General features: G+C 34.1%; 21 protein-coding genes, 1 tRNA gene and 1 pseudogene. 18 read left to right on the top strand and 5 right to left on the bottom strand.

What is annotated here, in order from left to right; translation table 11 throughout:
• Window positions 1-8: 8 nt before the first annotated feature.
• Entirely contained in the window at window positions 9-764 is a 756-nt protein-coding gene (locus TY19_RS01165) for a Nif3-like dinuclear metal center hexameric protein (RefSeq protein WP_052354711.1), read from the bottom strand.
• 309 nt (window positions 765-1,073) lie between these two features.
• On the opposite strand from TY19_RS01165, the gene TY19_RS01160 reads away from it, so the two are divergent.
• The 3 genes from TY19_RS01160 to TY19_RS01150 all read left to right on the top strand — a co-directional run bounded on the left by TY19_RS01160 (window position 1,074) and on the right by TY19_RS01150 (window position 3,179).
• The gene (locus TY19_RS01160) at window positions 1,074-1,919 is read left to right on the top strand and encodes a hypothetical protein (RefSeq protein ID WP_042279291.1); all 846 of its coding nucleotides are present in this window, start codon (window positions 1,074-1,076) and stop codon (window positions 1,917-1,919) included.
• A 29-nt stretch (window positions 1,920-1,948) separates the two neighbouring features.
• A complete protein-coding gene (rpiA, locus tag TY19_RS01155) occupies window positions 1,949-2,647 on the top strand; it encodes a ribose 5-phosphate isomerase A (RefSeq protein ID WP_042279290.1) in 699 nt (232 codons plus the stop codon).
• Window positions 2,648-2,765: 118 nt separating this feature from the next.
• A complete protein-coding gene (locus tag TY19_RS01150) occupies window positions 2,766-3,179 on the top strand; it encodes a bifunctional nuclease family protein (RefSeq protein WP_042279288.1) in 414 nt (137 codons plus the stop codon).
• Between the two features lie 53 nt (window positions 3,180-3,232).
• Here TY19_RS01150 and TY19_RS01145 read toward each other — a convergent pair whose 3' ends face one another.
• Window positions 3,233-3,526: an HPr family phosphocarrier protein gene (locus TY19_RS01145; RefSeq protein WP_011175727.1), complete on the bottom strand. Its 294-nt coding sequence runs from the start codon at window positions 3,524-3,526 to the stop codon at window positions 3,233-3,235.
• A 429-nt stretch (window positions 3,527-3,955) separates the two neighbouring features.
• Here TY19_RS01145 and pepF point away from each other — a divergent pair, with 429 nt between their 5' ends.
• From pepF to TY19_RS01110, 7 genes are all read left to right on the top strand, one after another.
• The gene (gene pepF / locus TY19_RS01140) at window positions 3,956-5,779 is read left to right on the top strand and encodes an oligoendopeptidase F (protein ID WP_042279285.1); all 1,824 of its coding nucleotides are present in this window, start codon (window positions 3,956-3,958) and stop codon (window positions 5,777-5,779) included.
• Window positions 5,780-5,985: 206 nt separating this feature from the next.
• Window positions 5,986-6,306: a co-chaperone GroES gene (locus tag TY19_RS01135; protein ID WP_011175729.1), complete on the top strand. Its 321-nt coding sequence runs from the start codon at window positions 5,986-5,988 to the stop codon at window positions 6,304-6,306.
• A gap of 30 nt (window positions 6,307-6,336) precedes the next feature.
• Complete coding sequence (gene groL / locus TY19_RS01130; RefSeq protein WP_039359294.1) at window positions 6,337-7,959, top strand: chaperonin GroEL; 1,623 nt, start codon at window positions 6,337-6,339, stop codon at window positions 7,957-7,959.
• Window positions 7,960-8,130: 171 nt separating this feature from the next.
• A tRNA-Asn gene (locus tag TY19_RS01125) sits at window positions 8,131-8,202 on the top strand.
• Between the two features lie 311 nt (window positions 8,203-8,513).
• The gene (locus TY19_RS01120) at window positions 8,514-8,699 is read left to right on the top strand and encodes a hypothetical protein (protein ID WP_042279282.1); all 186 of its coding nucleotides are present in this window, start codon (window positions 8,514-8,516) and stop codon (window positions 8,697-8,699) included.
• A gap of 145 nt (window positions 8,700-8,844) precedes the next feature.
• On the top strand, window positions 8,845-9,768 hold the full coding sequence (gene uvsE, locus TY19_RS01115; protein ID WP_226988452.1) for a UV DNA damage repair endonuclease UvsE: 924 nt from the start codon (window positions 8,845-8,847) through the stop codon (window positions 9,766-9,768).
• 402 nt (window positions 9,769-10,170) lie between these two features.
• Window positions 10,171-11,247, top strand: a complete 1,077-nt coding sequence (locus TY19_RS01110) for a DNA topoisomerase IB (protein ID WP_042279278.1) — start codon at window positions 10,171-10,173, stop codon at window positions 11,245-11,247.
• A 368-nt stretch (window positions 11,248-11,615) separates the two neighbouring features.
• On the opposite strand, the gene TY19_RS01105 is transcribed toward TY19_RS01110, so the two are convergent.
• Both TY19_RS01105 and TY19_RS01100 read right to left on the bottom strand, forming a co-directional pair.
• Window positions 11,616-12,836, bottom strand: coding sequence for a glycosyltransferase family 4 protein (locus TY19_RS01105; RefSeq protein WP_042279276.1), 1,221 nt, complete (start codon window positions 12,834-12,836; stop codon window positions 11,616-11,618).
• 18 nt (window positions 12,837-12,854) lie between these two features.
• Window positions 12,855-14,417 (bottom strand): FkbM family methyltransferase, encoded by a 1,563-nt coding sequence (locus tag TY19_RS01100; protein WP_158383091.1) that lies wholly within the window; start codon window positions 14,415-14,417, stop codon window positions 12,855-12,857.
• Window positions 14,418-15,662: 1,245 nt separating this feature from the next.
• On the opposite strand from TY19_RS01100, the gene TY19_RS01095 reads away from it, so the two are divergent.
• Window positions 15,663-16,085: a hypothetical protein gene (locus tag TY19_RS01095; RefSeq protein ID WP_042279273.1), complete on the top strand. Its 423-nt coding sequence runs from the start codon at window positions 15,663-15,665 to the stop codon at window positions 16,083-16,085.
• A 200-nt stretch (window positions 16,086-16,285) separates the two neighbouring features.
• Window positions 16,286-16,705 (top strand): hypothetical protein, encoded by a 420-nt coding sequence (locus TY19_RS01090; protein WP_042279271.1) that lies wholly within the window; start codon window positions 16,286-16,288, stop codon window positions 16,703-16,705.
• A 120-nt stretch (window positions 16,706-16,825) separates the two neighbouring features.
• Here the strand turns inward: TY19_RS01090 and TY19_RS01085 are convergent, their stop codons facing one another.
• On the bottom strand, window positions 16,826-17,290 hold the full coding sequence (locus TY19_RS01085; RefSeq protein ID WP_011175738.1) for a TspO/MBR family protein: 465 nt from the start codon (window positions 17,288-17,290) through the stop codon (window positions 16,826-16,828).
• A 371-nt stretch (window positions 17,291-17,661) separates the two neighbouring features.
• Here TY19_RS01085 and cyoA point away from each other — a divergent pair, with 371 nt between their 5' ends.
• From cyoA to TY19_RS01055, 6 genes and pseudogenes are all read left to right on the top strand, one after another.
• Window positions 17,662-18,477, top strand: coding sequence for a ubiquinol oxidase subunit II (cyoA, locus tag TY19_RS01080; protein WP_042279503.1), 816 nt, complete (start codon window positions 17,662-17,664; stop codon window positions 18,475-18,477).
• A 7-nt stretch (window positions 18,478-18,484) separates the two neighbouring features.
• A complete protein-coding gene (gene cyoB / locus TY19_RS01075; protein ID WP_042279267.1) occupies window positions 18,485-20,446 on the top strand; it encodes a cytochrome o ubiquinol oxidase subunit I in 1,962 nt (653 codons plus the stop codon).
• An 8-nt stretch (window positions 20,447-20,454) separates the two neighbouring features.
• Complete coding sequence (gene cyoC, locus TY19_RS01070) at window positions 20,455-21,090, top strand: cytochrome o ubiquinol oxidase subunit III (protein WP_193354004.1); 636 nt, start codon at window positions 20,455-20,457, stop codon at window positions 21,088-21,090.
• Complete coding sequence (cyoD, locus tag TY19_RS01065; protein WP_042279265.1) at window positions 21,091-21,453, top strand: cytochrome o ubiquinol oxidase subunit IV; 363 nt, start codon at window positions 21,091-21,093, stop codon at window positions 21,451-21,453.
• Entirely contained in the window at window positions 21,446-22,297 is an 852-nt protein-coding gene (gene cyoE / locus TY19_RS01060) for a heme o synthase (protein WP_042279263.1), read from the top strand. The genes cyoD and cyoE overlap by 8 nt, the downstream gene beginning before the upstream one ends.
• A gap of 713 nt (window positions 22,298-23,010) precedes the next feature.
• Window positions 23,011-23,898 (top strand): annotated as a pseudogene (locus TY19_RS01055) (hypothetical protein); the annotation flags it as partial.

The following is a 23,898-nucleotide window of genomic DNA, read 5'->3' as shown; positions in this document are numbered from 1 at the left end:
ACTCATATTTAAAAGGGGTTAAACGCGTCTAAAAATAGACAAGGCGTTTTTAATTGTTCTTCTAAATATTTGGCTAATGTCTGCGGACCTACACGTTCGGTCGCAGAATGCCCTAATGCATAAAAATTAATTTTTTCTTCAAATGCCTGATGCCAAGTAGGCTCATCAAAGCTTCCCGTGATGAAAGCATCTACCTGATCTCGACTTGCGTCCAAAATAGATTTATGAGCTCCCCCCGACACTAAAGCTAAAGTTTGAATAAGCTCTGGCCCTCCCAAAGCACAATTAGCAGAATGTTGATAATACCTTTCCAGGTTTGTTTTAACAATCTCTCGTTTTGTTGGTTTAATTTTTCCTTTGACGCCAATTGGAACTCCATTCATAAAGGCGAAGGGTTCTAATTTTTCCCATCCCAAGTCACGAGCTGCCTTCCAATTATTGCCTAATGTGAGATGCTTATCCAAGGGCAAATGGTATGCGAAAAGAGAAACCCCTGATCTCAGTAAAGTAAAAAGCTTTTCCCTTTTAGTTCCTTCAATCACATAACTATCTCTTTGCCAAAAAATTCCATGGTGAACAATAAGTGCGTCCACATTTCTTTCTATGGCCATTTGAATCGTATTTAAACTTGCTGAGACAGCTGTTGCTAAAATTTTTATTTCGCTTTTTCCCTCCACTTGTAAACCATTCGAACAATAATCTATCAAACCTTCTTCCGGAAAAATTTGAGTCAATAACTCTTTCAAATTTCTTAATTTTATCATCACAAGTTTTCCTGTTGTGGAGATGCGGCGCTACTATAAGTTTTGAGTCTGCTTCTGCGCGATTAGTCCCCATTTAGCTTAGACAAAAAGATTAAAAACTGCATTAAAGTTAATATAATAACCACTAAATTTTTATACATCCAAATCAAAAAAAATGCTGACCCTAAAACCTTTTCCTAATATAAAGCTTTAACATATGATGAATCGCATAGACCATCATTCCAAATTTACTTTTACACAACTTTTTCGCCAATTTTATAAATTTCTCAAATTAGACGATGGATAGACCACGTAAAAAAAGATTTTTGAATGAATAGTAAGAAAATAAAAAAGCTCATTTATTTTTCTCTAGGCTGGTTAAGCTTAATAAACAGCGATATTATTTCTTTAGAACAAAAAAAATCTTTTTATCGCTTTCCTAAAAAAAATCCAAAGCCTCCCGAAGATACTCCTTTATCACATGACGACTTCGTTAGATTATTTTTATCTCCATTTTTTATATCTCCTCATCATCCTACAGCAGTTTTGTTGAAATCATTTGAAAAACAATTGATGGAGGGAATATGTCAACCTGATTTATTGACTACTTACGGATTTGAAATCTTAAAAGATCATTATTTACGTACTGTTGTTAAACATCCAGCAATCCCTGGTTACATCTTTAAAATTGCTTGCCAAGGACATATTCCTCATGAAACGCATTACAATGAATGGACAATGCGTTTCACTGGATCACAAACGATTGAGGCTAGTATCAAAGCATTTAGTTTTGAGGATATATTTAACGTACCAAAAAAATGGCTTTATCCTTTACCAAAGTCAAACTCTTTGAATGAAACCTGGTACATTTTAATTGCTGAAGATATGTATCCACTATCTGACAAAGAAAATGTTAAACAATGGAAACAAATGGATGCTCCTACACTCGATAAAATTTTTAAAATGGTTTGTCTTTTAAAATTATGGGATACCCATTTTCAAAATTTAGTATTTACTGAAACAGGAAAATTAGCTTTTGTAGATACCAAACATTGGGGAACATACAAACCTTTGTTTGCAAGTAATGAGTGGTTATGGAATAGAATTTATCCTGCTTTAAATACAGAGATGCAAGCCTATTGGTTGTCCCTTTGGGGCATAAATTTCTCTGATTAATAAGCTTATTTTTTGACAAGGGATTTTATATGACACAAACAAACGATTCGCCATCCATTAAAGCAAAAAAGGCAGCTGCCCTTAAAGCTGTAGAATTTGTTCAAGATCAAATGATTATTGGTTTAGGAACAGGTTCCACAATAGCCTACTTCATTGAAGCTTTGGGTAAGCGCTGTCAAGCAGGCCTAAAAATAACTGCAATTGCCTCTTCAGAACGATCCATGCGGCAAGCTCGGTTGGTTGGCATTCCTATTGTCGATTCAGACACTATTTTAGAATTAGATTTAACAATCGATGGAGCGGACGAAATAGATCCTTTCAAACAGATGATTAAAGGAGGAGGAGGTGCTCTTTTACGAGAAAAACTCATTGCCTCAGCAAGTAAAGAAATGATCGTTGTGATCGATGAGACTAAACTTGTGAATAAGTTAGGAAAATTTCCCGTAGCTACCGAGATTTCAACATTTACATTTCATCATATAGTAAAAAAACTTAAGGATCACGGTTATTGCGGATCATTACGAGTTAATCAAGATCAGAGCTTGTATCGTACAGATAATGGAAATTATATTTTTGACATTTGTTTTCCTGAACCCATTGACAATCCTATTCTTGAACATAATCGGCTTAAAAGTTTTGCCGGGGTTTTAGAAACTGGGCTTTTTTTTAATTTAGCAGGGCGTGTTATCATTGGATACCAAAATGGAATGACTAAAATTGTTGCATGACTTATAAAAAAAATGCTTATTTATTAAAATAATAGATTTTTTCTTCAAAAAAATTAGGATAGTATAAAGAAATCTCATTAAATATGATTAATTAGACTAATCAGACAAAAAGGCTTATATGCAATCTGAACTCATTCAACTTAACTTTGATAAAATCATGCAAACGCGATCTTATACAGTTGTTATTTTAGGAACCGCCGAAAAACGATTTGCCGTTTATACGGACCCTCAAATTGGTAAAACTCTACAGATGTTTTTGACTGAAGCAGAAAGACCAAGGCCTCTAACACATGATTTAATAGATAAAATTTTTAACGGTTTAGATATTTCAGTTAAACAAGTAGTTATCAATGACGTTCAAGATACAATTTACTTCGCAAGACTTTTTTTAGAACAAAATATTGGAGAAATGAAACATATTCTAGAAATCGATGCTCGTCCTAGTGATTGCTTAACTTTAGCTTTGATGAATAATGCACCCGTCTATTGTACAAAAGAAGTGTTAGAAAAAACAATTGCAGTTGAAGAATAACTTTAACAAAGATTTTTGCAAAGCTAAGCAAAAACCTTTGTTTTTAAAAACGATTAATATTTAATATAAAAATTATTGTTAGCAAGTTCAATAATAGATTCTACAGCTTCTTGAGCATCCACTCCTTCTGCTTCAATCCCAATTTTAGCCCCTTTTGAAGCAGCTAACATTAAAACGCCAAGTAATGATTTTGCATTAACAGCAAGCTTTTGATATTTCAAGAAAACTTGAGATCTAAAACTATTTGCGCACTTTACAAGTTCTGTTGAAGGTCTTGTATGAAGTCCTCGATCGTTACTAACAATAAATTTTCCCTTAACAACAGACTTTTCAGTTGTTTTCAGCATATTTACCTCCTCAACACTTTACTTTTTTGCTTTTTCTTAATCAGTTAATGGGAAAAATTAAAATTTATATTTTTTAATTCGCTGAATTAAAGAAGAAACAGACCAGTAAAGCTTATTATTATTCAACTTAAGAAACTAATTATCAAAAATTTGAATTTTTTAAAAACAGATTCTCAAACCATTTAATTATGTATAATCCAAATTATCTAATGAAATTCACTTGAAAACTAACGAATTTCTTAAAAAAAACCAAGTTTTTATTAATGATCTTTAAAACTTATTCATCAATCATCTTTTTTTTGAAATTTTAGCTTTTATTTTCATCAAAATATTCCCTTTAAACTAAAAAACTAATACTATCACCAGTTTTAAAAAACTTTATCGAAAATAAAGCATTATTGATATTTCTTGAAACAAAGGAAGCTAAATATGACTAAATCTCGCGAAGAAGTTTCATTAAGTGATCGTTGGAATGTAGAAGAACTTTATCTTTCTCATGAAGCTTGGGAACAAGCTTTTCAAACATTTTCTAATGCTGGAAGCCAGCAAACATCACTTTGCCCTGCTATCCAAGCTTTACAAGGTTCACTTCACCGAGGCCCTGAATATGTTAAAAATACTCTAGATTTAATGATGAGCATAGATCGAGAGCTTTCTAAGCTTTATACATATGCTCATTTACGCCATGACGAGGATATTGCGAATCCAATATTTAAAAAATCTTATGAGCAAATTCTGACTATTGCTCACAAGTTTTCTCAAGAAATTTCTTGGTTTCAACCTGAATTGCTTGCTCTATCTAATGAACAATTAGAAGAATATTTAAACTCTCCTGCTTTAGTTGCTTATAAATTTCATTTAGAAAAAATTATCCGCACCAAAAAGCATACCTTATCGTTCGAAAATGAAAAATTACTAGCTTTTGCCGGTCAGGCTTTGCAAACATCTTATAAAGCGTTTAATGCAATTAGTGATGCGGATTTTAAATTTGCTCCTATCAAAGATGATAAAGGAAGCGAACATGCCCTGTCTCATGCTACTTATAGTCTATATATTCGAGACCAAGATCGTTTTTTGAGAGAAAAAGCCTTTAACCAGTATCATCATCAGTATTTAGCTTATGAAAATACTCTTTGTGAACTCCTTTCGGGTCAAGTGCAAAACCATCTTTTTCAAGCACGTTCTAGACATTATACTTCCTGCTTAGAATCAGCCTTATTCCCTAAAAATATACCCACATCTGTTTACCATGCTTTAATTGAGGCTGTAACAGAAAAAATCTCGGTTTTACATCGGTATATGGGCTTGCGCAAAAGAATCTTGAAATTAGACCAACTCCATCTTTACGATATTTACGTCCCTCTAACTAGTGCCGTGGATATTCGTTTATCTTATAAAGAGGCAGAAGATATTGTCATTGAATCTGTCGCTCCTCTCGGTTCCGAATATCAATCTTTATTGGCGAAAGGATTAAAAGAAGAGCGTTGGGTAGATCGCTACGAAAACCGAAATAAGCGTTCGGGTGCTTATTCTAGTGGATGTTTTGACAGTATGCCTTATATTCTTATGAATTATAAGAATCTTTTAAGAGATGTATTTACATTAGCTCATGAAGCTGGCCATAGCATGCACAGCCTTTATAGTCGCCGCACACAACCCTATCAATATAGCGACTATCCTATTTTCTTAGCAGAAGTGGCTTCAACTTTTAATGAAGATCTTTTGAGTCGTTTACTTATTAATCGCTGTCAAGATCCTATTGAGAAAATTTTCTTAGTCAATCAGAAAATTGAGGATATTCGAGCCACTTTATTTAGACAAACAATGTTTGCTGAATTTGAACTTTTAATCCATGAACAAGTAGAACAAGATATTCCTCTCACACCTCAGCTTCTTAAACAAGAATATCGTAAACTCAATCATAAATATTTTGGCCCCGACGTTGTAATTGATGAAGCAATCGATATTGAATGGGCTCGTATTCCTCATTTTTATTATAATTTTTATGTATTTCAGTATGCAACTGGGATTAGTGCAGCTCTTGCCATAGCAGACAAAGTTGTTAATGGTCAACAACAAGATCGTGAAAACTATCTGAACTTTCTAAAAGGAGGCTGCAGCCAATACCCTATCGAAATGTTAAAGATGGCAGGTATTGACATGGAATCTCCCCTTCCTGTCAAATCTACTATTCAAAAATTTGATCAACTTCTGAATGAACTTGAATCTTTATTGGCGGACGTCAAAGTCTAACCTACCTAATTGCCGACAGAAAAATAGGTTTCTTGTCGGCATGTAACTTTAGTTAGAAACTAAAAAAATTAGCAATTAAGTTGATTCACTGCTAATTCACTTGCTAAAAAAAACTTAGCCGGCTATATTGACTACCTCAATCACCATTAGATAGTTAGTGCGGAATCTAACATTAACTTTTAACTTAATAAATATAGGAGATCCCTATGACACAAACTCAAACAGTCTCTCAAATCACGAAACTAAAACCTTTAGGAAATCGCGTTCTTGTTCGCCGCTTAGCCGCCGAAGAGAAGTTAAAAGGAGGAATCATTCTCCCCGATACTGCAAAAAAGAAACAAGAACAGGCAGAAGTCATAGCAATTGGAACAGGTAAAAAAGATAAAAACGGTACCTTAGTTCCCATGCCTGTCAAAATCGGTGATGTGATCCTTATGGAAAAATATTCGGGTCAAGAAATAACTCTAAATGATGAAGAGTTAGTGATTCTTCGTGCCGATGATATCATTGCCATTGTAGAAAAATAATTAATTATTCACATTCACAGGAGATTTCAAATGGCCGCTAAAATTATTAAATTTAAAGAAGATGCCAGACAAAAAATTTTAAAAGGTGTCCGTACTTTAGCTGACGCTGTTAAAGTTACCCTCGGTCCTAAAGGACGTAATGTCGTTATTGACAAATCTTATGGAACTCCCCATATCACAAAAGACGGAGTCACTGTTGCTAAAGAAATCGAACTGGAAGATAAGTTCGAAAATATGGGCGCACAAATGGTTAAAGAAGTTGCTAGTAAAACAGCTGATAAAGCTGGCGATGGAACTACGACTGCAACAGTGTTAGCCGAAGCAATCTACTCTGAAGGACTTAGAAATGTAGCAGCAGGTGCTAACCCCCTTGATCTAAAACGTGGAATGGAAAAAGCTGTTAAAGTTATTGTTCAAGAGCTCAAAAAAAGAAGCAAAACAGTTGATGATCGCAATGAAATCGCACAAGTAGCCACTATTTCTGCTAATAACGATGCTGAAATCGGAGAAATGATTGCTCAAGCGATTGAAAAAGTTGGCCGTGATGGAACAATCACTGTTGAAGAAGGCAAAGGATTTGAAACTGAACTTGATGTCGTCAAAGGAATGAAATTTGATCGAGGTTATTTATCCGCTTATTTCATGACAAATTCGGAATCTCAAGAATGTATCTTAGAAGATGCCTATGTCTTAATTTATGAGAAAAAAATCAGTGCGATTAAAGAAATTATTCCGCTTCTACAAGCCGTTGTGGAAACAGGCCGCCCTCTTCTTATTATCGCTGAAGATATTGAAGGTGAAGCTCTTGCAACGCTTGTTGTCAACCGCCTACGTGCAGGTTTAAAAGTTTGTGCTGTTAAAGCACCCGGCTTTGGTGATCGTCGTAAAGCCATGTTACAAGATATTGCCATTCTTACTGGTGGAGAACTCATCAGTGAAGAAATCGGTTTAAAATTGGAAACAACAACAATCGAACAGTTAGGTCGTGTTAAAAAAGCTGTTTTAACAAAAGATGAAACAACCCTTGTTGAAGGGGCTGGAACAAAAGCGGCTATTCTTGATCGCGCTTCACAAATCAAACGTCAAATTGAAGAAAGCACTTCAGACTATGATAAAGAGAAACTTCAAGAACGACTTGCTAAGCTCGTCGGTGGAGTTGCTGTGATTCATGTCGGAGCTGCTACAGAAATCGAAATGAAAGAAAAGAAAGACCGTGTAGATGATGCACAAAGAGCTACCGCTGCAGCCGTAGAAGAAGGGATTCTTCCTGGCGGTGGAACAGCCTTTATTCGTTGCATTCCAGCTGTTAATAGTTTAGCTGACAGTTTAGAAGGCGATGAAAAAACAGGTGCTAAAATCATGGCGCGCTCGTTAAGTGCTCCCCTTCGTCAAATTGCTGAAAATGCAGGACAAGAAGGTGCCATCATTTTGCAAGCTGTAGAAAAAATGAAAGAAAAAGAAGGATATAACGCATTAACAGGCGAATATGTAGACATGATCACAGCCGGTATCTTAGATCCTACTAAAGTTGTTCGCTGCGCGTTAGAGAACGCCGTTTCTGTTGCTGCTATGTTACTAACAACAGAGGCTATTGTTGCAGACATCCCAGAAGAGAAACCTGCTCCTGCGGCACCTGTCGGCATGGATTATTAATCCATTCTTGCTTTTCTTAAGAGTAAAGGGAAGAACATGTTGTTCTTCCCTTTTTTATTTTGATCGGATTTTAAAATCTCTCAAAATATCCTTAAATTTATTTTAAGAATAAAATTAAAAAGATGTTGTCTTTAAATGACGATTTTTCTAAGATAAGCACTTCTTAAATATTCCGGATTAGCTCAGCGGTAGAGCAGTGGACTGTTAATCCATTGGTCGCTAGTTCGAATCTAGCATCCGGAGTTTCATCAAATGTTGTGATGCTTGCATGAGTATCAAAAAAAACTCACGCAGCATCAATAACAGTTTTTCTTCCATTCAGTCCTCTAAAAAATATTCTTCTAAACCTCCTTATTCTATCCCTACATCCAGTTGAACAGAAAAACATTTGAACCCTTAGGCTATTAATCACAAAAGCTTTCCTTGTCAACGCGGTCGTTTCTAGAAGCTAGTTCGTAATATTTTTGTCGTATTTTTACCAGGAAGAATTCGCATGTTTTTGCAAAAAAGTTTTCAGATTCTTAAGAAATGGATAGCGAGGATTGAAAACTAAAATGAGATTTTTTTGCTTAATGACTCATATTAGTTATCACGCTGATCAAATAGTTCAAAAAGGAACTAAAAAGGAACTTTTCCTAAATTTATCTCATTTAAGAGAAAGAAGGCAGCAAACTAAGTATCTCCAAATCGATGAAAAATTCGAAAAACAACAATTGCTTCAACGATTAAAAATAGAATAGATTAGGATGATTGGGAATTAGCAAAATTTGATATTTAAATCTTTATTTCCGGGCAAAAGCAAACTAGATCTCTAGTCTAGCCAATTTTTTTATGATAGTATTGTACATGTATAAACGATAGATGATCACGACAAGGGAATATCCAATGCATAAAATTAGATGGGGACTGTGTTGTATTTTTAAAGAAGCTCCAATTAAGTTTCGCACGACAACTGTGGCGTATATTGCAAGATTAAATAATCGAGGCGAACCTTATTTAAATTTTTTAAGTACATTAATCTTAAGTAATTTAAATACGTTGATAGCTGCTATTGAATATTGTAAACAATTTAATATTGGGAGTTTTCGAATTCACAGTGAATTTCTTCCTTTATTTAAACATTTTCAATATGGTTATCACCTTGAGCAATTACCAGAAGCTGCGCTTATTTTCCAAAAATTTGAATACTGCAAAAAATTAGCTCAAACAAATGCTGTTCGGCTAACCTTTCATCCTGATCAATTTGTCGTTCTTAACTCCCCTCACGAGCATGTCGTCAAAAATTCTATTCAAGAACTAGAATACCATGGAGAAATAGCAGAATTATTAGGAGCAGATGTAATCAACATTCATGCAGGAGGAACATACGGAAATAAAGCAAAGGCTCTAACTAATTTTGCAGAGCGATTTGAACGTTTATCAAAACGCGTTCGCACACGTTTAACAATAGAAAATGATGATCGGTGTTTTACTCCCCAAGATCTGCTTTCCCTTTGTCAACAACTCAAAATCCCCCTAGTTTATGATGTTCATCACCATCGTTGTTTACCCGATGAATTGTCCATAGAACAAGCAAGCATTCAGGCTTATAAAACATGGGATCGAGAACCCCTTTTCCATATATCTTCTCCTTTAGAGGGCTGGAATGGACCAAAACGAGAAAGGCATCATGACTATATTGATATTCAAGATTTCCCTACCTGTTGGTTCGATTTTCCGGCAATGACAATTGAAATTGAGGCTAAAGCGAAGGAGCTAGCCATTTTCAAACTACAAACTGAGCTTGATCTTATATTTAAAAAAAATTAAACAGGGGTTCGATTGACTTATAATTTTTTTAGTTTATTTCTTAAAAAAATTATATAGCCATACATTAAAAATACTAGCTTTAAAAAATAAACTAGCCTTGCTTAAAATTAGACTCTTCTAAAAAAATTAAAAGTTTGAGCAACTATGTCAAAAACATGTTATGTTTGCTTCTATCTAAAAAGTTAAAATCCAAGCCAAATCAATATTTTTTTACTAAATCTGATGAAGATTTTAATTTCTAAATCGATTTCTCTTAATTTGGTAAAGTGATTACAAATTAATTTGCTTAACTTCTAGGCAAAAGATATCTTATCATTTTTATCTCCCTATTAAAGCAACTCAAATCCAAATTTTTTATAGGGCAGGATAAGCGATGGTTTAGCAACTAAAATTAGATTTACGATGAAGAAAATTAAAATAAAGCCCGAAGCTTGCACAGAAATTGATCCGAAAAAATTAGCTGAAGTCGCTAATTTAACTTACGTGAACAATTTCAAACATGGAATTACGCGAGAGCGTAAAGGCAAACAGTTTATATATAAAGATAGCAATGGCAAAATTATTATCGATTCTAATGAAATTAAACGTATTCAAGCTTTAGCTATTCCTCCTGCCTATACAGATGTTTGGATCTGTCCGAGTCTTAATGGTCATATCCAAGCTACCGGACGGGATGCGAAGGGTCGTAAACAATACCGTTACCATGCACTTTGGAAAGAAGTTAGCGATGAAACCAAATATGGCAAGATGATCGCTTTTGCTCAAGCACTCCCTACAATCAGAAAACGAATCAAACGAGATTTATCTTTAACTGAGATGTCAAAAGAAAAAATTTTGGCTGTAGTCGTTTATTTATTAGAAATGACGCTCATCCGTGTAGGAAATGAAGCATATGCAAAAGAAAATAATTCTTTTGGATTAACAACCCTACAAAATCGTCATGTTTCGATTGAAGGAACAAAAATGACTTTTAAATTTTTTGGTAAAAGTGGAAAGCAGCATACCATCACTCTATACGATAAACGTCTAGCAAAAATTGTCAAGCGTTGTAAAGATTTGCCGGGACAAGAGCTTTTTGAATACATGGATGAAAATGCCATGCCTGTATCCATCAGTTCTACAGATGTTAATGAATATTTACGTATGATCACAAACGATCATTTTACAGCTAAAGATTTCCGTACATGGGCAGGAACAGTGTTGACTGTCTTTGCTTTGCAAGAATTCGAACACTTTGACTCACATGCGCAAGCAAAGCGCAACATTGTCCAAGCCATAGAAAAAGTGGCTAAAAAGTTAGGCAATACCCCAGCCATTTGCCGCAAAAGTTATGTCCATCCAGAAGTCTTTAATGCTTACTTAGATCAAACTTTATTTAAGAGGACAAAGCGCCCAAGCAAAAAATCTGTAGATTTAGTCATGGAACTTAGTTTTGAAGAAACGTATGTTCTCAATTTTTTAAAAAAGCGAATGAAATGAGAAATTTCAAAGGAAATTCTAAATTATCGAGATTACATAACAAAATTTTTTGCTTGAAATTTACCTATGAGGAAAAAATTTTGTAAGCGCAAGAATTTGCCAAATATTGAACTCTAAGTTTCAAAAAATCCACACATCGTAAGATCATATCAATAATAGTGCTAGCTAAGTTGACGGCAAAGAAAAATTTGAACTTATAGGAGCATCTAAGAGATCTTCATCTCCATCCAAACTAGCGCCATGTCAAGGAGAATCCCAAATTTTTCCCCTTTATTCCGGCGAACACTTCCTTCCAAATGAGAGCACATGGCATTGAGACTAGTGGATAAAGTCAGTTCAATCTTTTTTTTAAAGCTTAAATACAGTTGCTAATTAGCGATTAATTTTAAACGATTTAAAGCTTGTTCAGCCGCTTTTTTCCAAGTCCAATGCTCTTTAACATACTGACTCGCAGCCGCACCTTTAGATTTTGCAATAGAGGGATGATTAGCAATCCAACGCATTTGCATTGACAAAGCCTCTATGTCTGGTTCCATTAACCAACCTTCCCCTGCAAGCGTGTAACCACTAAAATGTAAGCCTATCGATTTTTTAAAAGAAGGAATTAGCCACCCATAGGCATTTGTCACAAAATCATCTGTTGCTCCCCCTTTAGTCACAAGAACTGGCAAACCACAAGCCATCGCTTCTAAAACTGGGAGACCAAATCCCTCTCCTCTATAGGGGTGTACTAAACAATCACAGGCTTTATAAATACTTGCAATTTGATTCGCGGTTAAATTTTCATCAAGATAAATAATTTCGGGCGCATTAGGATTGTTTTGAAACTCTTTAAACATTTTTTCATATGTTTGTCCTGCATACGCCTCTTTAACTCCCACATCTTTGACAACCAAACAGACATCATCGAAGTTAGTAAAAGTTTTTAAATAACTTTTCAGAAGTAAATCAGGACCTTTTCGATAAATTGTGCCTCCTAAAAAAAGGAATTTAAATTTTTTATTTGTTTTGAGAGGAAAAGGTTCAATTTGAGGATTAAATGTCAGACAGTCAACCCCATTGGGTATCACAACAACTTTACTTTCTGGAACACCAGACTCTACAAATTCACGCTTAACAAAATGCGTGGGAACCCAAACTTCATCAACTTTTTTAATATTTTCAACCCATTCTAAAGGGATATACCCATACTCCCAAGGCTGCATTAAAACCCATTTTCCTTTTTTAGGTACTTGCCAATTAGGAGGCCAACTATGTCGCACTGTAATTTGAGCTTCTTGGGTAGATTCTATTTTTACAATGTGAGCCCAATTTTTCAATTCATCAATTACTCTGGGATCTGCTAAAGTTTGCAAGGAACTTAAATTTTTATTTGATACGCAAGTTAATTTAACTTCCGGTACCTGCATTAATTGTTTTGAAAAACTTTGATTGACAAGAGACAAACTTCCCAAGTCTAAAAAAGACCCTTCCCAAACAATAGATAACGGAGCTGGCTCCTGGTTAATAGCAGGTGTTGGATTTTGTGCTGATAAAATAGAAGTAAAGAAGAATAAACAATAATGGAAATATTTGAATGTTATTTTCATGAGTAATTAGATATCATTTTAATTTGGTTCTTCTAGCAATCCTAACTGTTCTAACGGGATAAATAAATAATCATTACCGGATAAATTTGAACTGGCATATCCAAAACTTTCAATGGTTTGAATTTTATTTTGTTTTTGCTCATTGTTAGAGATTTTGACGATCATGACAGGTTTATTTCTTTGGATTGTTTCCCATCCTCCGGCTAAAATTTCCATCACAAATCCTTCTACATTGATTTTAATCAATGAAATATTGTGTAAATGAAAATTATCTAGCTCGACAATTTGGACTTTATTTTTATTGTCTAAATAAAAAGGAGAAGAAACCATTTCATATCCTTCTTTAAGAATATGCATTGCTTTCCACTCCTTTTTTACCCCTAAAGCTTTGTGAAAAAGCTCTACTTGATGACAATTATTTAAATACATATTGATGGCGAGTTCACAAAATATTTTGGCTTGTGGTTCGAATGAATAAACCTTTCCTTTTTCTCCCACTAATTTTGAGAGAGCTAAGGTGTGTGTACCTATATGTGCACCCACATCGATCGCAATTGTGTCCGGTTTTACATATTTTTGAAACTGAGAATAAAAATGTTCTTCCCAATTAGCACCTTGCTTAATGGTATGACTTTTAATGCGATCATTGTTTTCGTCTAGTAAAAAAAGGTCTCGATTGTAAACACGATAAATTTGGTATTGATCCAGATTAAAATCTTTTGCAATTTCACTCAAATAAAAGTCATTTGCAAAATAAGGAGAAAGAATGGAATGAAAAATTGCAGGTGTAATTTCTTTTTCTGCATTCACTAATTTAAAGTTTTTCTGTTGATCTAATGTTGCATCATCGCTTAAATGCATGAGAAAGCCAAATTCCCTTTCATTGCAAATGAATTGACCCATATTTTTTTTTCGAGCATATGTAGAAAATGCTAAAAATTCATAATTTTTAAATCCTTCGGTAAAGCTCAGCTGACTTAAGAATGAAGCTTGAATCAAATAAACACCATGCACACAAGGGACTCGAAAAGTTCCAAGTTTTTGTCGATTTGCAATTGCTAGATAGTCTTCATGGTGTTTGTAATATCCCTCTTCCGTTACATCGCAAAAAAAATTACGGTAAGGATCATGAGGTTGTGGAAAAGGCCTTAAAAGCGGACTAATAATGGGCTTATCTTTTTCTATTAGATATTTTAACGTATGAGGAGCAATAAGCATATCGGAAGATAAAATCAAACAATAATTGCAGCTTTGCTGTTGACAATTAGCCAAATACCCATTTTTAATATTTGCAAGCACTTTATTTTTTTCAATAAAATGTTTTTTTTCATCTATGCTTGAAGTATGATCCACAAAAACAAGACTCTGATAAAATTTCCTATTTTTTTCCACCCACTGCATCACATTTTTTCTTACATGCTTATTTTGGTTACAACTATCTATTTGCAAATGCATTTTTGCTTTATCATAATACAATTTTTCGATCGTTTGTAGAAAAGAAGGAATCAATTGATCATGATTGTCGATAATAGCCCCTACCCAAACAAGGTTTTGATCTTCTTCAAAAATATCTTTTTGCATCCAAGCTCTAACAAGAAAAAATAAAAGTAAGATACTGAGACTTATAAAAAGTAAGCTAAAAAAGAGAGATCGAAGTTTCATAAAGCCTTATTTTTGGATGCTAAATTAATTGAGAAATTTGTGATGGCCGAAAAATTTTATGCAAAAAGAAAAAAATTTAGAGTTCACCTAAAATTCGATATGTTTTCTCATAATAAAATAATCTGTTAAGAAACATAAAATTTTATTGAAGATTTATTATCAATAAATTTTTAATAACCAAAAGATTTTATAATAAATATTATTAATCCAATTTATCATTCTATGACAAACACAGCCACTAATTAGATTAATCCAATACAAAAAAACACTCTCGTAAATCGAGTCCTATAAAAAAACTCAAAGCTTTAACAGACTTTGGGGTTATTTTTGGCAAAATACTTCATTTAAACATAATTTGTTGAAGTTATTATTATATACTTATACATAGGCGAATTCACCAATCCATTATTTTGAAACCTTGCAAGTAATGAGGATTGTTTAAAGTGGGCAGATGAACAGCAAAAAAATAACATGCCAATATTTATTAATAATTTGTTAGTAAGTTATTTAGGTAAAAAACCTATCTAAATAGTCACATCTTTGAATTAACCTTGATGAATGCAAAAATTCTCTTAAATCTCATCAAATTGATCAAAAATCACGCAGGATGTTTTAATATTTTGAAAAACACAATCTCCTCTTAACTCACCTTTTTTATAGTGCGCGTTTTACCATTAAATAGGAGCCGCACAATTTCACCCATCCTGTAAAATCCACAGATATGGATGCTAGGTTAATCACTGCTTCCCTGACACAAGAAGCAATAATCTCTTGTTTCAAAAATTTCGATATGATTTCTATTAGTTAATTTTTGGAAAGAAGGCTTTGCATTCACAGCTTCTTTAGGCTACCACTTCCCTCAAAAAGCCTATCTATAGTGGTTGCTACTAATTTCTTACTAAATTTATTTAGTCTAGCTAAAGTTAATCAAACAATTATCGTACTCCCCCCCTAACACCATACTTTAAAACGAAGGAGTTACTGTGCTTCCTTTTTCAACCTAACTTTTATTTGTTATATTCATTCTAATCTCTTGATTGCCAATAAATCTTAATTTATAGTACTTATTGACTACAAAAATCAAATTGTTAACATTAAATTTATAATTTATTAACATAGGTTTTTTATTATAAAAGGGTTCAACAAAAAAAAAGGAAAATTTTCATGAGTATTCAATCTATCTATCATTCAACATCAAACGCTATTTCTAATTATGCTAGCAACATACCAAAAAATACTGTTAAAGCGGCTGCTATTTCGGGAGCTTTCAGTTATGCTGTTAGTTTCTTAATCCTCAATAATGCAAAAGCATCCTCTGTATATGGTGTTATTGCAATCACTGCTACCTTGATTCATGGAGCGGTTAGTCCTCTATTTCAAAAACTTGAAAAAGATGGGCAGGAGCTAAGTTTTGTAGGAGAAGCTTTGAGAACTAGTATTTCCTATGCAGGAAGTTTTGCCCTCGCAGCTTCATTAGGTTACCGCTTCCCTCTAAAAAGTATATCTATAGTCGTTGCTGCTAATCTCTTCCCATATCTTCTTGGCACACCTTGCACAAGTAAATTGACACATCGTATGATCGCTTAAATTTTAAAATGAGGGGGATAATTACCCCCTCATTTTTCAAATTATCTTTCTTTTTTACCTTCTATTTACTTAAATTTTGTGACAAACTTCTTTGAATATTTGCTGATAATAAAAAATAAGTATTTAAGTTTAAATTTATCATCTATTAATGCAGTTCTCCTACCATAAGAGAGTTTAACACACAAAAAAGGAAAATTTTTATGAGTATGCAATCTATCTATCATTCAACGGCAAACACTATTTCTAATTATGCTAGCCACATACCAGAAAATACTGCTAAAGCGGCTTGTATTTCGGGAGCTTTCAATTTTGCAGTTGGTTTCTTAATCCTCAACAATGAAAAAGCATCCTCTTTACGTGGTGCTATGGCAATCACTGCTACCTTGATTCATGGAGCGATTAGTCCTCTATTTCAAAAATTTGGAAATAATCGGCAGGAGCTAAGTTTTGTAGGAGAAGCTTTGAGAACTAGCATTTCCTATGCAGGAAGTTTTGCCCTCGCAGCTTCTTTAGGTTACCGCTTCCCTCTAACAAGTATATCTCTAGTCATTGCTGCTAATCTCTTCCCAAAACTTTTTGCATCTAGCAGAACTGATTATGCACATTCCCTGTTTGTTTAATTTTTAAAATAAGAGGAGGAATAATTATCCCTTCTCTTTTTCGATTGATCTTTCCTTTATTTGTCCTATTCATCCTGCTTAATCGCCTTATTTCCCTGGAAGCTTCTTCTTTAACGCATATTAATTATAAAAAACAATAAATGCATTTAAGTACCAAGCGAAACTTATCCAAATCCAATAAGGCCATAAAAGTTGGCTAGCCAGCTTAGAGTGTTGATAAAACACGTTTATTGTGTTTAAAACCAATCCCCATAAAATCATCAAATTCAATAAAGCTATAAAAGGGAGTTGTAAATAGAAAAAAATCCACGACCAAAGAAAATTACAAATAAGTTGCACACCAAAAATAAAAAAAGCAGGCTTTTTATTTTTTGTAGGACTGATCCAAATCAAATATAATGCAATAGCCATAAATACATAAAGGAAGGTCCAAACAATAGGAAAGACAATATTAGGAGGAGTAAGAGATGATTTTATAAGCGTTGGATACCACTGATGAACACTAGAGGAAGTGATCCAGCCACATGCCCAACCTCCTCCGACGCAAATCAACAAACAAATCACTAATTTTAAAATATGACTCATCCTTCCATCCTCTTATTACTTCACGCATAAAACCCCTTTAAATAGTCTGTATACGTATTTTTCCATCAATTCATCTTCTTTTTGTAAGTTTTAATAGCCATAAAACCGCAGATATGATTATTTTGAAAATTTATACCATTCAAAAATAAATGTATAATAGTTAGAGATAAATCGATGCGTGATAGCAAATCTTAAACGCGTCGATTAAACCAGATAATTAATTCTTATTGGCAAATCATTTAGTTATTGAGTGGAAATTCTCCATAAATCTCGCTCTAATTAAAGGAATAAACTTAAAGATGAAAGCAGCTAGAAAATCTGTCTTCTACATGCTATTTTTTACCGGCTTAATCTTGTTTTTGATTTTGATTATGCAGGTTCTAGAGATTTTACATTTCAAAGAATTTATCGCCATTTTATTTCCAGAAGGGTGGATTGCTGTCAAAGAACGAAATCTTCTTCTGATAATTCAAGCCTTAATGCTTTTGGTGGTTGTTCCTGTCTACATTTTAACATTTGTTTTTTCATGGAAATATAGTGCAGATAACCCCAAGGGGAAATATGATCCAGATTTAGTTGATAACAAATTTGCAGAATTTATTTGGTGGGGCATTCCCTTAGTCTTAATAATATTTCTGAGCGTTTTAACATGGGTAAAAACAGCTGAACTCGATCCTTATAAGCCCATTATCTCAGATAAAAAAGAAATCACTATTCAAGTCATCGCTTTGCAATGGAAATGGCTTTTTATCTATCCTGAAGAAAAAATTGCTACTATCAATTTTCTACAAATCCCCCAAAACACCCCGATTCATTTTGAAATTACTGCCGATGCCCCCATGAACTCATTTTGGATCCCTGAACTTGGAGGACAAATTTACGCAATGCCGAGTATGCAGACCGAACTTTACTTAATTGCTAATCACACAGGAGATTATCGAGGATCTTCTGCAAATTTAAGTGGAGAAGGATTTTCAGGGATGAATTTCATTACAAGATCTTCAACAGAAGAAGAGTACCAACAATGGTTAACTTCTGCGAAACAATCGAACAATATTCTAAATCAAAACGAATATAATCTAATCGCAAAACCCAGTAAAAACAATCCAGTAGAAATTTATCGATTAGAAGAAAATTCTCTTTTTGAACTAACAATTGATAAATACATGTACCCTCAAAAGAAATAATTAAAATATGTTTGGTAAACTTACTTTAGAATCTTTTAAACATGAATCTAGTCAAAATTTTGCCGTGGTGATGATGCTTATCAGCGGTATCGCTTTGATTGGCCTGATTTTTTATCTTAAAAGATGGAAATGGCTTTGGAATGAATGGATCACGACAGTTGACCACAAACGCATCGGAATTATGTATATTATTGTTGTATTGATCATGTTTTTTAAAGGATTTACAGATGCTTTAATGATTAGATTGCAACAAGCCTTATCTGTCGGAGATTCTCAAGGGTTTATTTCTTCTACACATTTTCAAGAAGTTTTTTCTGCCCATGGAACAACAATGATCTTTTTTGTAGCCATGGGAGCAGTCTTCGGACTTTTAAATTTAATTATTCCTTTGCAAATCGGCGCTAGAGACGTTGCTTTCCCCTTCTTAAATGCGGTTAGCTTCTGGCTTTTTACAGCCGGGGCAATGCTAACACTCATTTCACTTGCCATTGGTCAATTTTCAATAGCCGGATGGTTAGCCTATCCTCCTCTTTCGGCTCTAGAATACAGTCCCGGCGAAGGAGTTGATTACTGGATTTGGATGTTACAAATTTCAGGAATCGGAAGCACACTTTCCGGGATTAATTTTCTCGTAACCATCCTAAAAATGCGCTGTCCTGGAATGACTTTAATGAAGATGCCTATCTTTGTTTGGAGTAGTTTGTGCTCGATGGTTTTAATTATCTTTGCCTTCCCAATTTTAACTGCAACTTTATTTATGTTTTCGCTAGATCGTTACCTAGACATGCACTTTTTTACGACTGGTGGTGGGGGAAACCCGATGATGTATGTGAACTTGATTTGGGCATGGGGGCATCCGGAGGTCTATATTCTGATTTTACCCATTTTTGGAGTTTTCTCTGAAATTGTTCCCACTTTTTCAGAAAAAAGGTTATTTGGGTATGTCTCCATGGTTTGGGCTCTCGTTTTAATTGCTTTTTTCTCTTTTGTCGTTTGGGTCCACCATTTCTTTACAATGGGAGCTAGCCCACATGTCAATGCCCTTTTCGGGATTTTGACGATGATTATCGCTATTCCAACAGGTGTTAAAATCTTTAATTGGCTCTTCACAAAATTTCGAGGGCGGGTTCATTTTACCTCTCCCATGCTTTGGTTCTTCGCTTTCTTGTTAAATTTTACAATTGCTGGAATGACAGGTATTTTACTAGCTTCCCCTCCCGTTGATTACCAAGTTCATAATAGTTTATTTTTAATTGCCCATTTTCATGGAATGGTAATTGGCGGTGTTCTATTTGGATTTTTTGCAGGATTTACTTATTGGTTTCCCAAGTTTACGGGTTTTATGTTGGATGAAAAACTAAATAGATATGCTTTTTGGTGTTGGCTAAGTGGATTTTTGCTAGCCTTTATGCCTCTTTATATGCTTGGTTTCATGGGAGCGACAAGACGATTAGATCACTATGATGTTTCGACAGGATGGCACCCTCTCTTCTTGATTGTTGCTTTTGGAGCTTTTATCATAGCATGTGGAGCATTTATTCAATTTTTTGGATTATTTTGGAGTATTAAAAATCGCAAAAAGAATTGGGATAGTACAGGTGGCGATCCATGGAATGGAAGAACTCTAGAATGGTCTATTCCTTCTCCTGTTCCCATTTATAATTTTGCCATTATCCCCACAGTCGATCAAATCGATCCTCTTTGGGCAATTAAAAGAGGTGTCGCACCCGAACAGAAAAAAAATTATGAAGATATCTATTTACCTAAAAACACCCCTATGGCTTTTTATATAGGAACTTTAAGTTTGATTTTCGGATTTGCAATGACATGGCATATTTGGTGGCTTGCTTTAGGAAGTTTTGTCGGAATTCTAGCTTGTCTGATTGTTCGATTATCTCACGATGATCCTCATGAAGTCATTACTGCTGCTGAAATCAAAAAAATAGAAGCTTCCTATTCAAAGAGGTAATAAAACCAATGAGTTCATCTTTAATAGTTCATCATCAAGATACCCTTGATCGGCAACCCGATATTCGTGCTCCAGATCCACATCAAGATACGTTTTCTAAAACGTATTTCGGATTTTGGATGTATTTAATGACAGATTGTTTACTTTTTGCCACTCTTTTTTGTACCTATGCAGTTTTACATAAAAGTACGTTTGGAGGCCCTTCTTCACACGAACTATTCCAACTGCCAACAGCATTTATAGAAACATTGATCTTACTATTGAGTAGTATGACATGTGGATTAAGCATGCTCGCTGCCGTTAAAGATCAAAAAAAATATGTGATCGGATGGTTGATTATTACATTCTGTTTAGGAAGTAGCTTTCTTTTCTTAGAAATTCAAGAGCTCTCTCTTCTGATTCGAGAAGGGAATGGCTTTGATAGAAGCGCCTTTTTGTCCTCTTTTTTTACTCTCGTAGGAACGCATGGGTTGCACATTACATTTGGATTATTATGGATGATCGTGATGATTGCTCAAGTCATTTATCAAGGTATTACGCTTTCCACCTTTCGCCGTCTAGCCCTGTTTAGCTTATTTTGGCATTTTCTTGATTTAATTTGGATTTCGATATTTACATTTGTTTATTTACTGGGAGTAGCTTAAATGTGTCATGAACTAAATTTAGATGATGTAAAGAAAGAATGGCATGGAACAATTAAATCTTATGTCATAGGCTTTACAGCCTCGTTAATCTTAACACTCCTTTCCTTTTCTTTTGTTTTTTTTAAAATTTTAAACGGACAAGATTTAGTTTATACCTTGATAGGTTTCGCCCTAACACAAACATTTGTTCAGCTAGTCTTCTTTTTGCATATTGGGCAAGAACCTAAACCCCGGTGGGAAAGCATTGCTTTAGGCTTTACAATATTAATTTTACTCATCGTCGTTATCGGATCACTTTGGATTATGCATGATTTGAATGAACGCATGATGGGGTATATGACACAAGAAATGACACATGATTAACTACTATTTATTATTGACTAAGCCAGGAATTATTTTTGGCAACCTCGTCACAGTGATGGCTGGTTTTTTATTAGCTTCAAAAGGGCAATTTCAATTCGGACTTTTTCTTTCAACAATCCTGGGTTTAGCTTTCATCATGGCTTCTGGATGTGTATTTAATAACTACATTGATCTTGAAAAAGATCGACTCATGAAGCGAACTCAGAACAGACCCCTTGTGATAGGAGTAATTTTTGAAAAGCAAGCTATTATATTTGGATTAGCCTTAGCAATCGTTGGAGCTATTATTTTATATTTCTATACCAATCTTTTAACGCTAGTTATCGCTGAATTGGGATTTATTATTTATGTTTTCTTTTATAGTATTTGGAAAAGTCGGACAGTTTACGGAACGGCGATAGGAAGCCTAGCAGGAGCTGTTCCACCTCTTGTTGGTTATTGTGCAGTCAGCAATCAATTAGATTTAGGGGCTTTTATTTTATTTGCCATGATGGTGTTTTGGCAAATGCCCCATTTTTTTTCTATTGCTATCTATCGTCTGCAAGACTATTCGGCAGCTAATATTCCTGTTTTACCCCTGAAAAAAGGAATTCAAATAACAAAAATTCGCATCCTTTTGTATATTATTATCTTCACATTGACATCCAGCTTATTAACATTTTTCCATTTTACCGGATCTCTTTATTTGATTCTGACAATCGGATTAGGTCTGACATGGCTACTCATGGGATTGAGGGGTTTAAAAACTTCTAATGATCAACAATGGGCACAACAGATGTTTCGTTTTTCTCTTGTTATCATCAGTGTTCTTTCTCTAACCATCCCATTCGATTTGGTAAACTAAAAGATGCAATTCACTTTAACTGGCTTTAAAGGGCTTTTCTTGCCACTCTATTTTAGAAAGCTGGCGAAGAGGAATAGACGAGAGATAATGTTCTGCCGAATGAAGAAATCCAGGCAAATACGTCCTTAAAATTTTTAGAGGGTCTATTTAAAAGACAGGAAGGACGCATCAAGCATCATCTTTAATAAGAATTACGGAATGACTCAAATGACATTTGTCATTTTTGAATTAAATCTTTAAAAATTACGCTTAACTTCAAACGGTATCAATTTCCCCGTAATTTGATTTTTCATCTGTAAAAAGTTGCCTTTATCACTTTATCTTGTAGGAAATTTTCTAAAACTGGACGCTTAACTTTTGCCCATTTTTATTAAGGCTATCTGTTCCTTATAAATTGACATTTTAAAAGCGAAAATTTGTATTAAATAAACATTTAAAATGATTCAGCTTCAGGGAATAGAATAACAAGCCCAATAGCAGAAAAATCTATGGCTAAATCGACCTTTTTTAAAGTTTAGATCCAATACATTTAAAGCTTCTGCCATTCACAAACAAAAAATACCCATTAAACAGTTTATAGTAGGATATAATTTTAATTTGCAGTAAAAAAGAATTATTTATTTCGATGGAAAACTTTATTCAAATAATCAAACTTTTTCGGAAATAGTTTTATAAGATAAACGACTATTATTTTTAATAGAAGGCCAACATCTATGTTAAGAATCATAAATGATGCTATGATTGAGTACAACACCGATTTATTCGATAGGATTCTTAAACATCTGGATTTAAAAAACATAATAGCTTTTTCGAGCATGCGTAAAAGCTCCATGAGTGCGATTGAGCAGGTATTCTCAGAAAAATGCAGCGCTACTCCAAAGCTTTATCCTACTTACAGAAAATTACTGCTAAGAAATAGGAGTGATGTAGACTCATCGCATGCACAAATACAAGTAACAAAGCTTAATAGTTTTCATATCCCCAAAAAATGGAAGCTCGCAGAGATCGCGCAAGAGCTATGGCTTGATTCTGAAGCCCCACTGTCAGAAGATATGATTGATAAAGTAAATGAAGTCGATACGCATTTACAATCTGAGGTGACAAAAAATGTTCGAGAATTAGCCTTCAAAGGCCTTGCAGATCTTTTCGTTCTCAGAGATCGCGATAGAGTTTCAAGACTTACAGAATTAGCTCTAAAAAAATATCCAAATTCCAAATTTCTCCAAAAAATTGTAAAAAAAGCAGATCGTTATTGGGAAACCCACTCTTTAATTATGCAAAGTCTAGAAGAGTTAGCTAAAAATTCAGATTATAAAGAGTACATTAATGAAATTGTTGATAGCTTAGTTAAAATTCAAAATGAAACTATCCATATAGAAGAACAAAACACAATTCAGGAAAGTCTTAAAGTCTTAGAAGAAGAAAATAAAAGGCTTCAGGAAGCCATTGAAGAAGAGGAATTAATATTAGCAACTAAAAAAAGAGACAAGCAGCGAAAAAGAAGCAATATTCAAACACCTTTTATTGCACACGACATGGCAAATTTACAGTTAGAAGAGTTTGAGGCTTCACCTATAAATTTATCTGATTTTATGATAGGA

The organism is Candidatus Protochlamydia sp. R18 (genome assembly GCF_000648255.1).
Classification (GTDB): Bacteria; Chlamydiota; Chlamydiia; order Chlamydiales; family Parachlamydiaceae; genus Protochlamydia; species Protochlamydia amoebophila.
The sequence above is the reverse complement of the archived record's forward strand: the minus strand, read 5'-3'. Positions and strand labels throughout refer to the sequence as shown.

Bases quoted from the DNA above. Each gene is read 5' to 3' on its own strand.
- TY19_RS01165 (WP_052354711.1), bottom strand. From the start codon at position 764: ATGATAAAATTAAGAAATTTGAAAGAGTTATTGACTCAAATTTTTCCG.
- TY19_RS01160 (WP_042279291.1), top strand. From the start codon at position 1,074: ATGAATAGTAAGAAAATAAAAAAGCTCATTTATTTTTCTCTAGGCTGG.
- rpiA (WP_042279290.1), top strand. From the start codon at position 1,949: ATGACACAAACAAACGATTCGCCATCCATTAAAGCAAAAAAGGCAGCT.
- TY19_RS01150 (WP_042279288.1), top strand. From the start codon at position 2,766: ATGCAATCTGAACTCATTCAACTTAACTTTGATAAAATCATGCAAACG.
- TY19_RS01145 (WP_011175727.1), bottom strand. From the start codon at position 3,526: ATGCTGAAAACAACTGAAAAGTCTGTTGTTAAGGGAAAATTTATTGTT.
- pepF (WP_042279285.1), top strand. From the start codon at position 3,956: ATGACTAAATCTCGCGAAGAAGTTTCATTAAGTGATCGTTGGAATGTA.
- TY19_RS01135 (WP_011175729.1), top strand. From the start codon at position 5,986: ATGACACAAACTCAAACAGTCTCTCAAATCACGAAACTAAAACCTTTA.
- groL (WP_039359294.1), top strand. From the start codon at position 6,337: ATGGCCGCTAAAATTATTAAATTTAAAGAAGATGCCAGACAAAAAATT.
- TY19_RS01120 (WP_042279282.1), top strand. From the start codon at position 8,514: ATGAGATTTTTTTGCTTAATGACTCATATTAGTTATCACGCTGATCAA.
- uvsE (WP_226988452.1), top strand. From the start codon at position 8,845: ATGCATAAAATTAGATGGGGACTGTGTTGTATTTTTAAAGAAGCTCCA.
- TY19_RS01110 (WP_042279278.1), top strand. From the start codon at position 10,171: ATGAAGAAAATTAAAATAAAGCCCGAAGCTTGCACAGAAATTGATCCG.
- TY19_RS01105 (WP_042279276.1), bottom strand. From the start codon at position 12,836: ATGAAAATAACATTCAAATATTTCCATTATTGTTTATTCTTCTTTACT.
- TY19_RS01100 (WP_158383091.1), bottom strand. From the start codon at position 14,417: ATGCAAAAAGATATTTTTGAAGAAGATCAAAACCTTGTTTGGGTAGGG.
- TY19_RS01095 (WP_042279273.1), top strand. From the start codon at position 15,663: ATGAGTATTCAATCTATCTATCATTCAACATCAAACGCTATTTCTAAT.
- TY19_RS01090 (WP_042279271.1), top strand. From the start codon at position 16,286: ATGAGTATGCAATCTATCTATCATTCAACGGCAAACACTATTTCTAAT.
- TY19_RS01085 (WP_011175738.1), bottom strand. From the start codon at position 17,290: ATGAGTCATATTTTAAAATTAGTGATTTGTTTGTTGATTTGCGTCGGA.
- cyoA (WP_042279503.1), top strand. From the start codon at position 17,662: ATGCAGGTTCTAGAGATTTTACATTTCAAAGAATTTATCGCCATTTTA.
- cyoB (WP_042279267.1), top strand. From the start codon at position 18,485: ATGTTTGGTAAACTTACTTTAGAATCTTTTAAACATGAATCTAGTCAA.
- cyoC (WP_193354004.1), top strand. From the start codon at position 20,455: ATGAGTTCATCTTTAATAGTTCATCATCAAGATACCCTTGATCGGCAA.
- cyoD (WP_042279265.1), top strand. From the start codon at position 21,091: ATGTGTCATGAACTAAATTTAGATGATGTAAAGAAAGAATGGCATGGA.
- cyoE (WP_042279263.1), top strand. From the start codon at position 21,446: ATGATTAACTACTATTTATTATTGACTAAGCCAGGAATTATTTTTGGC.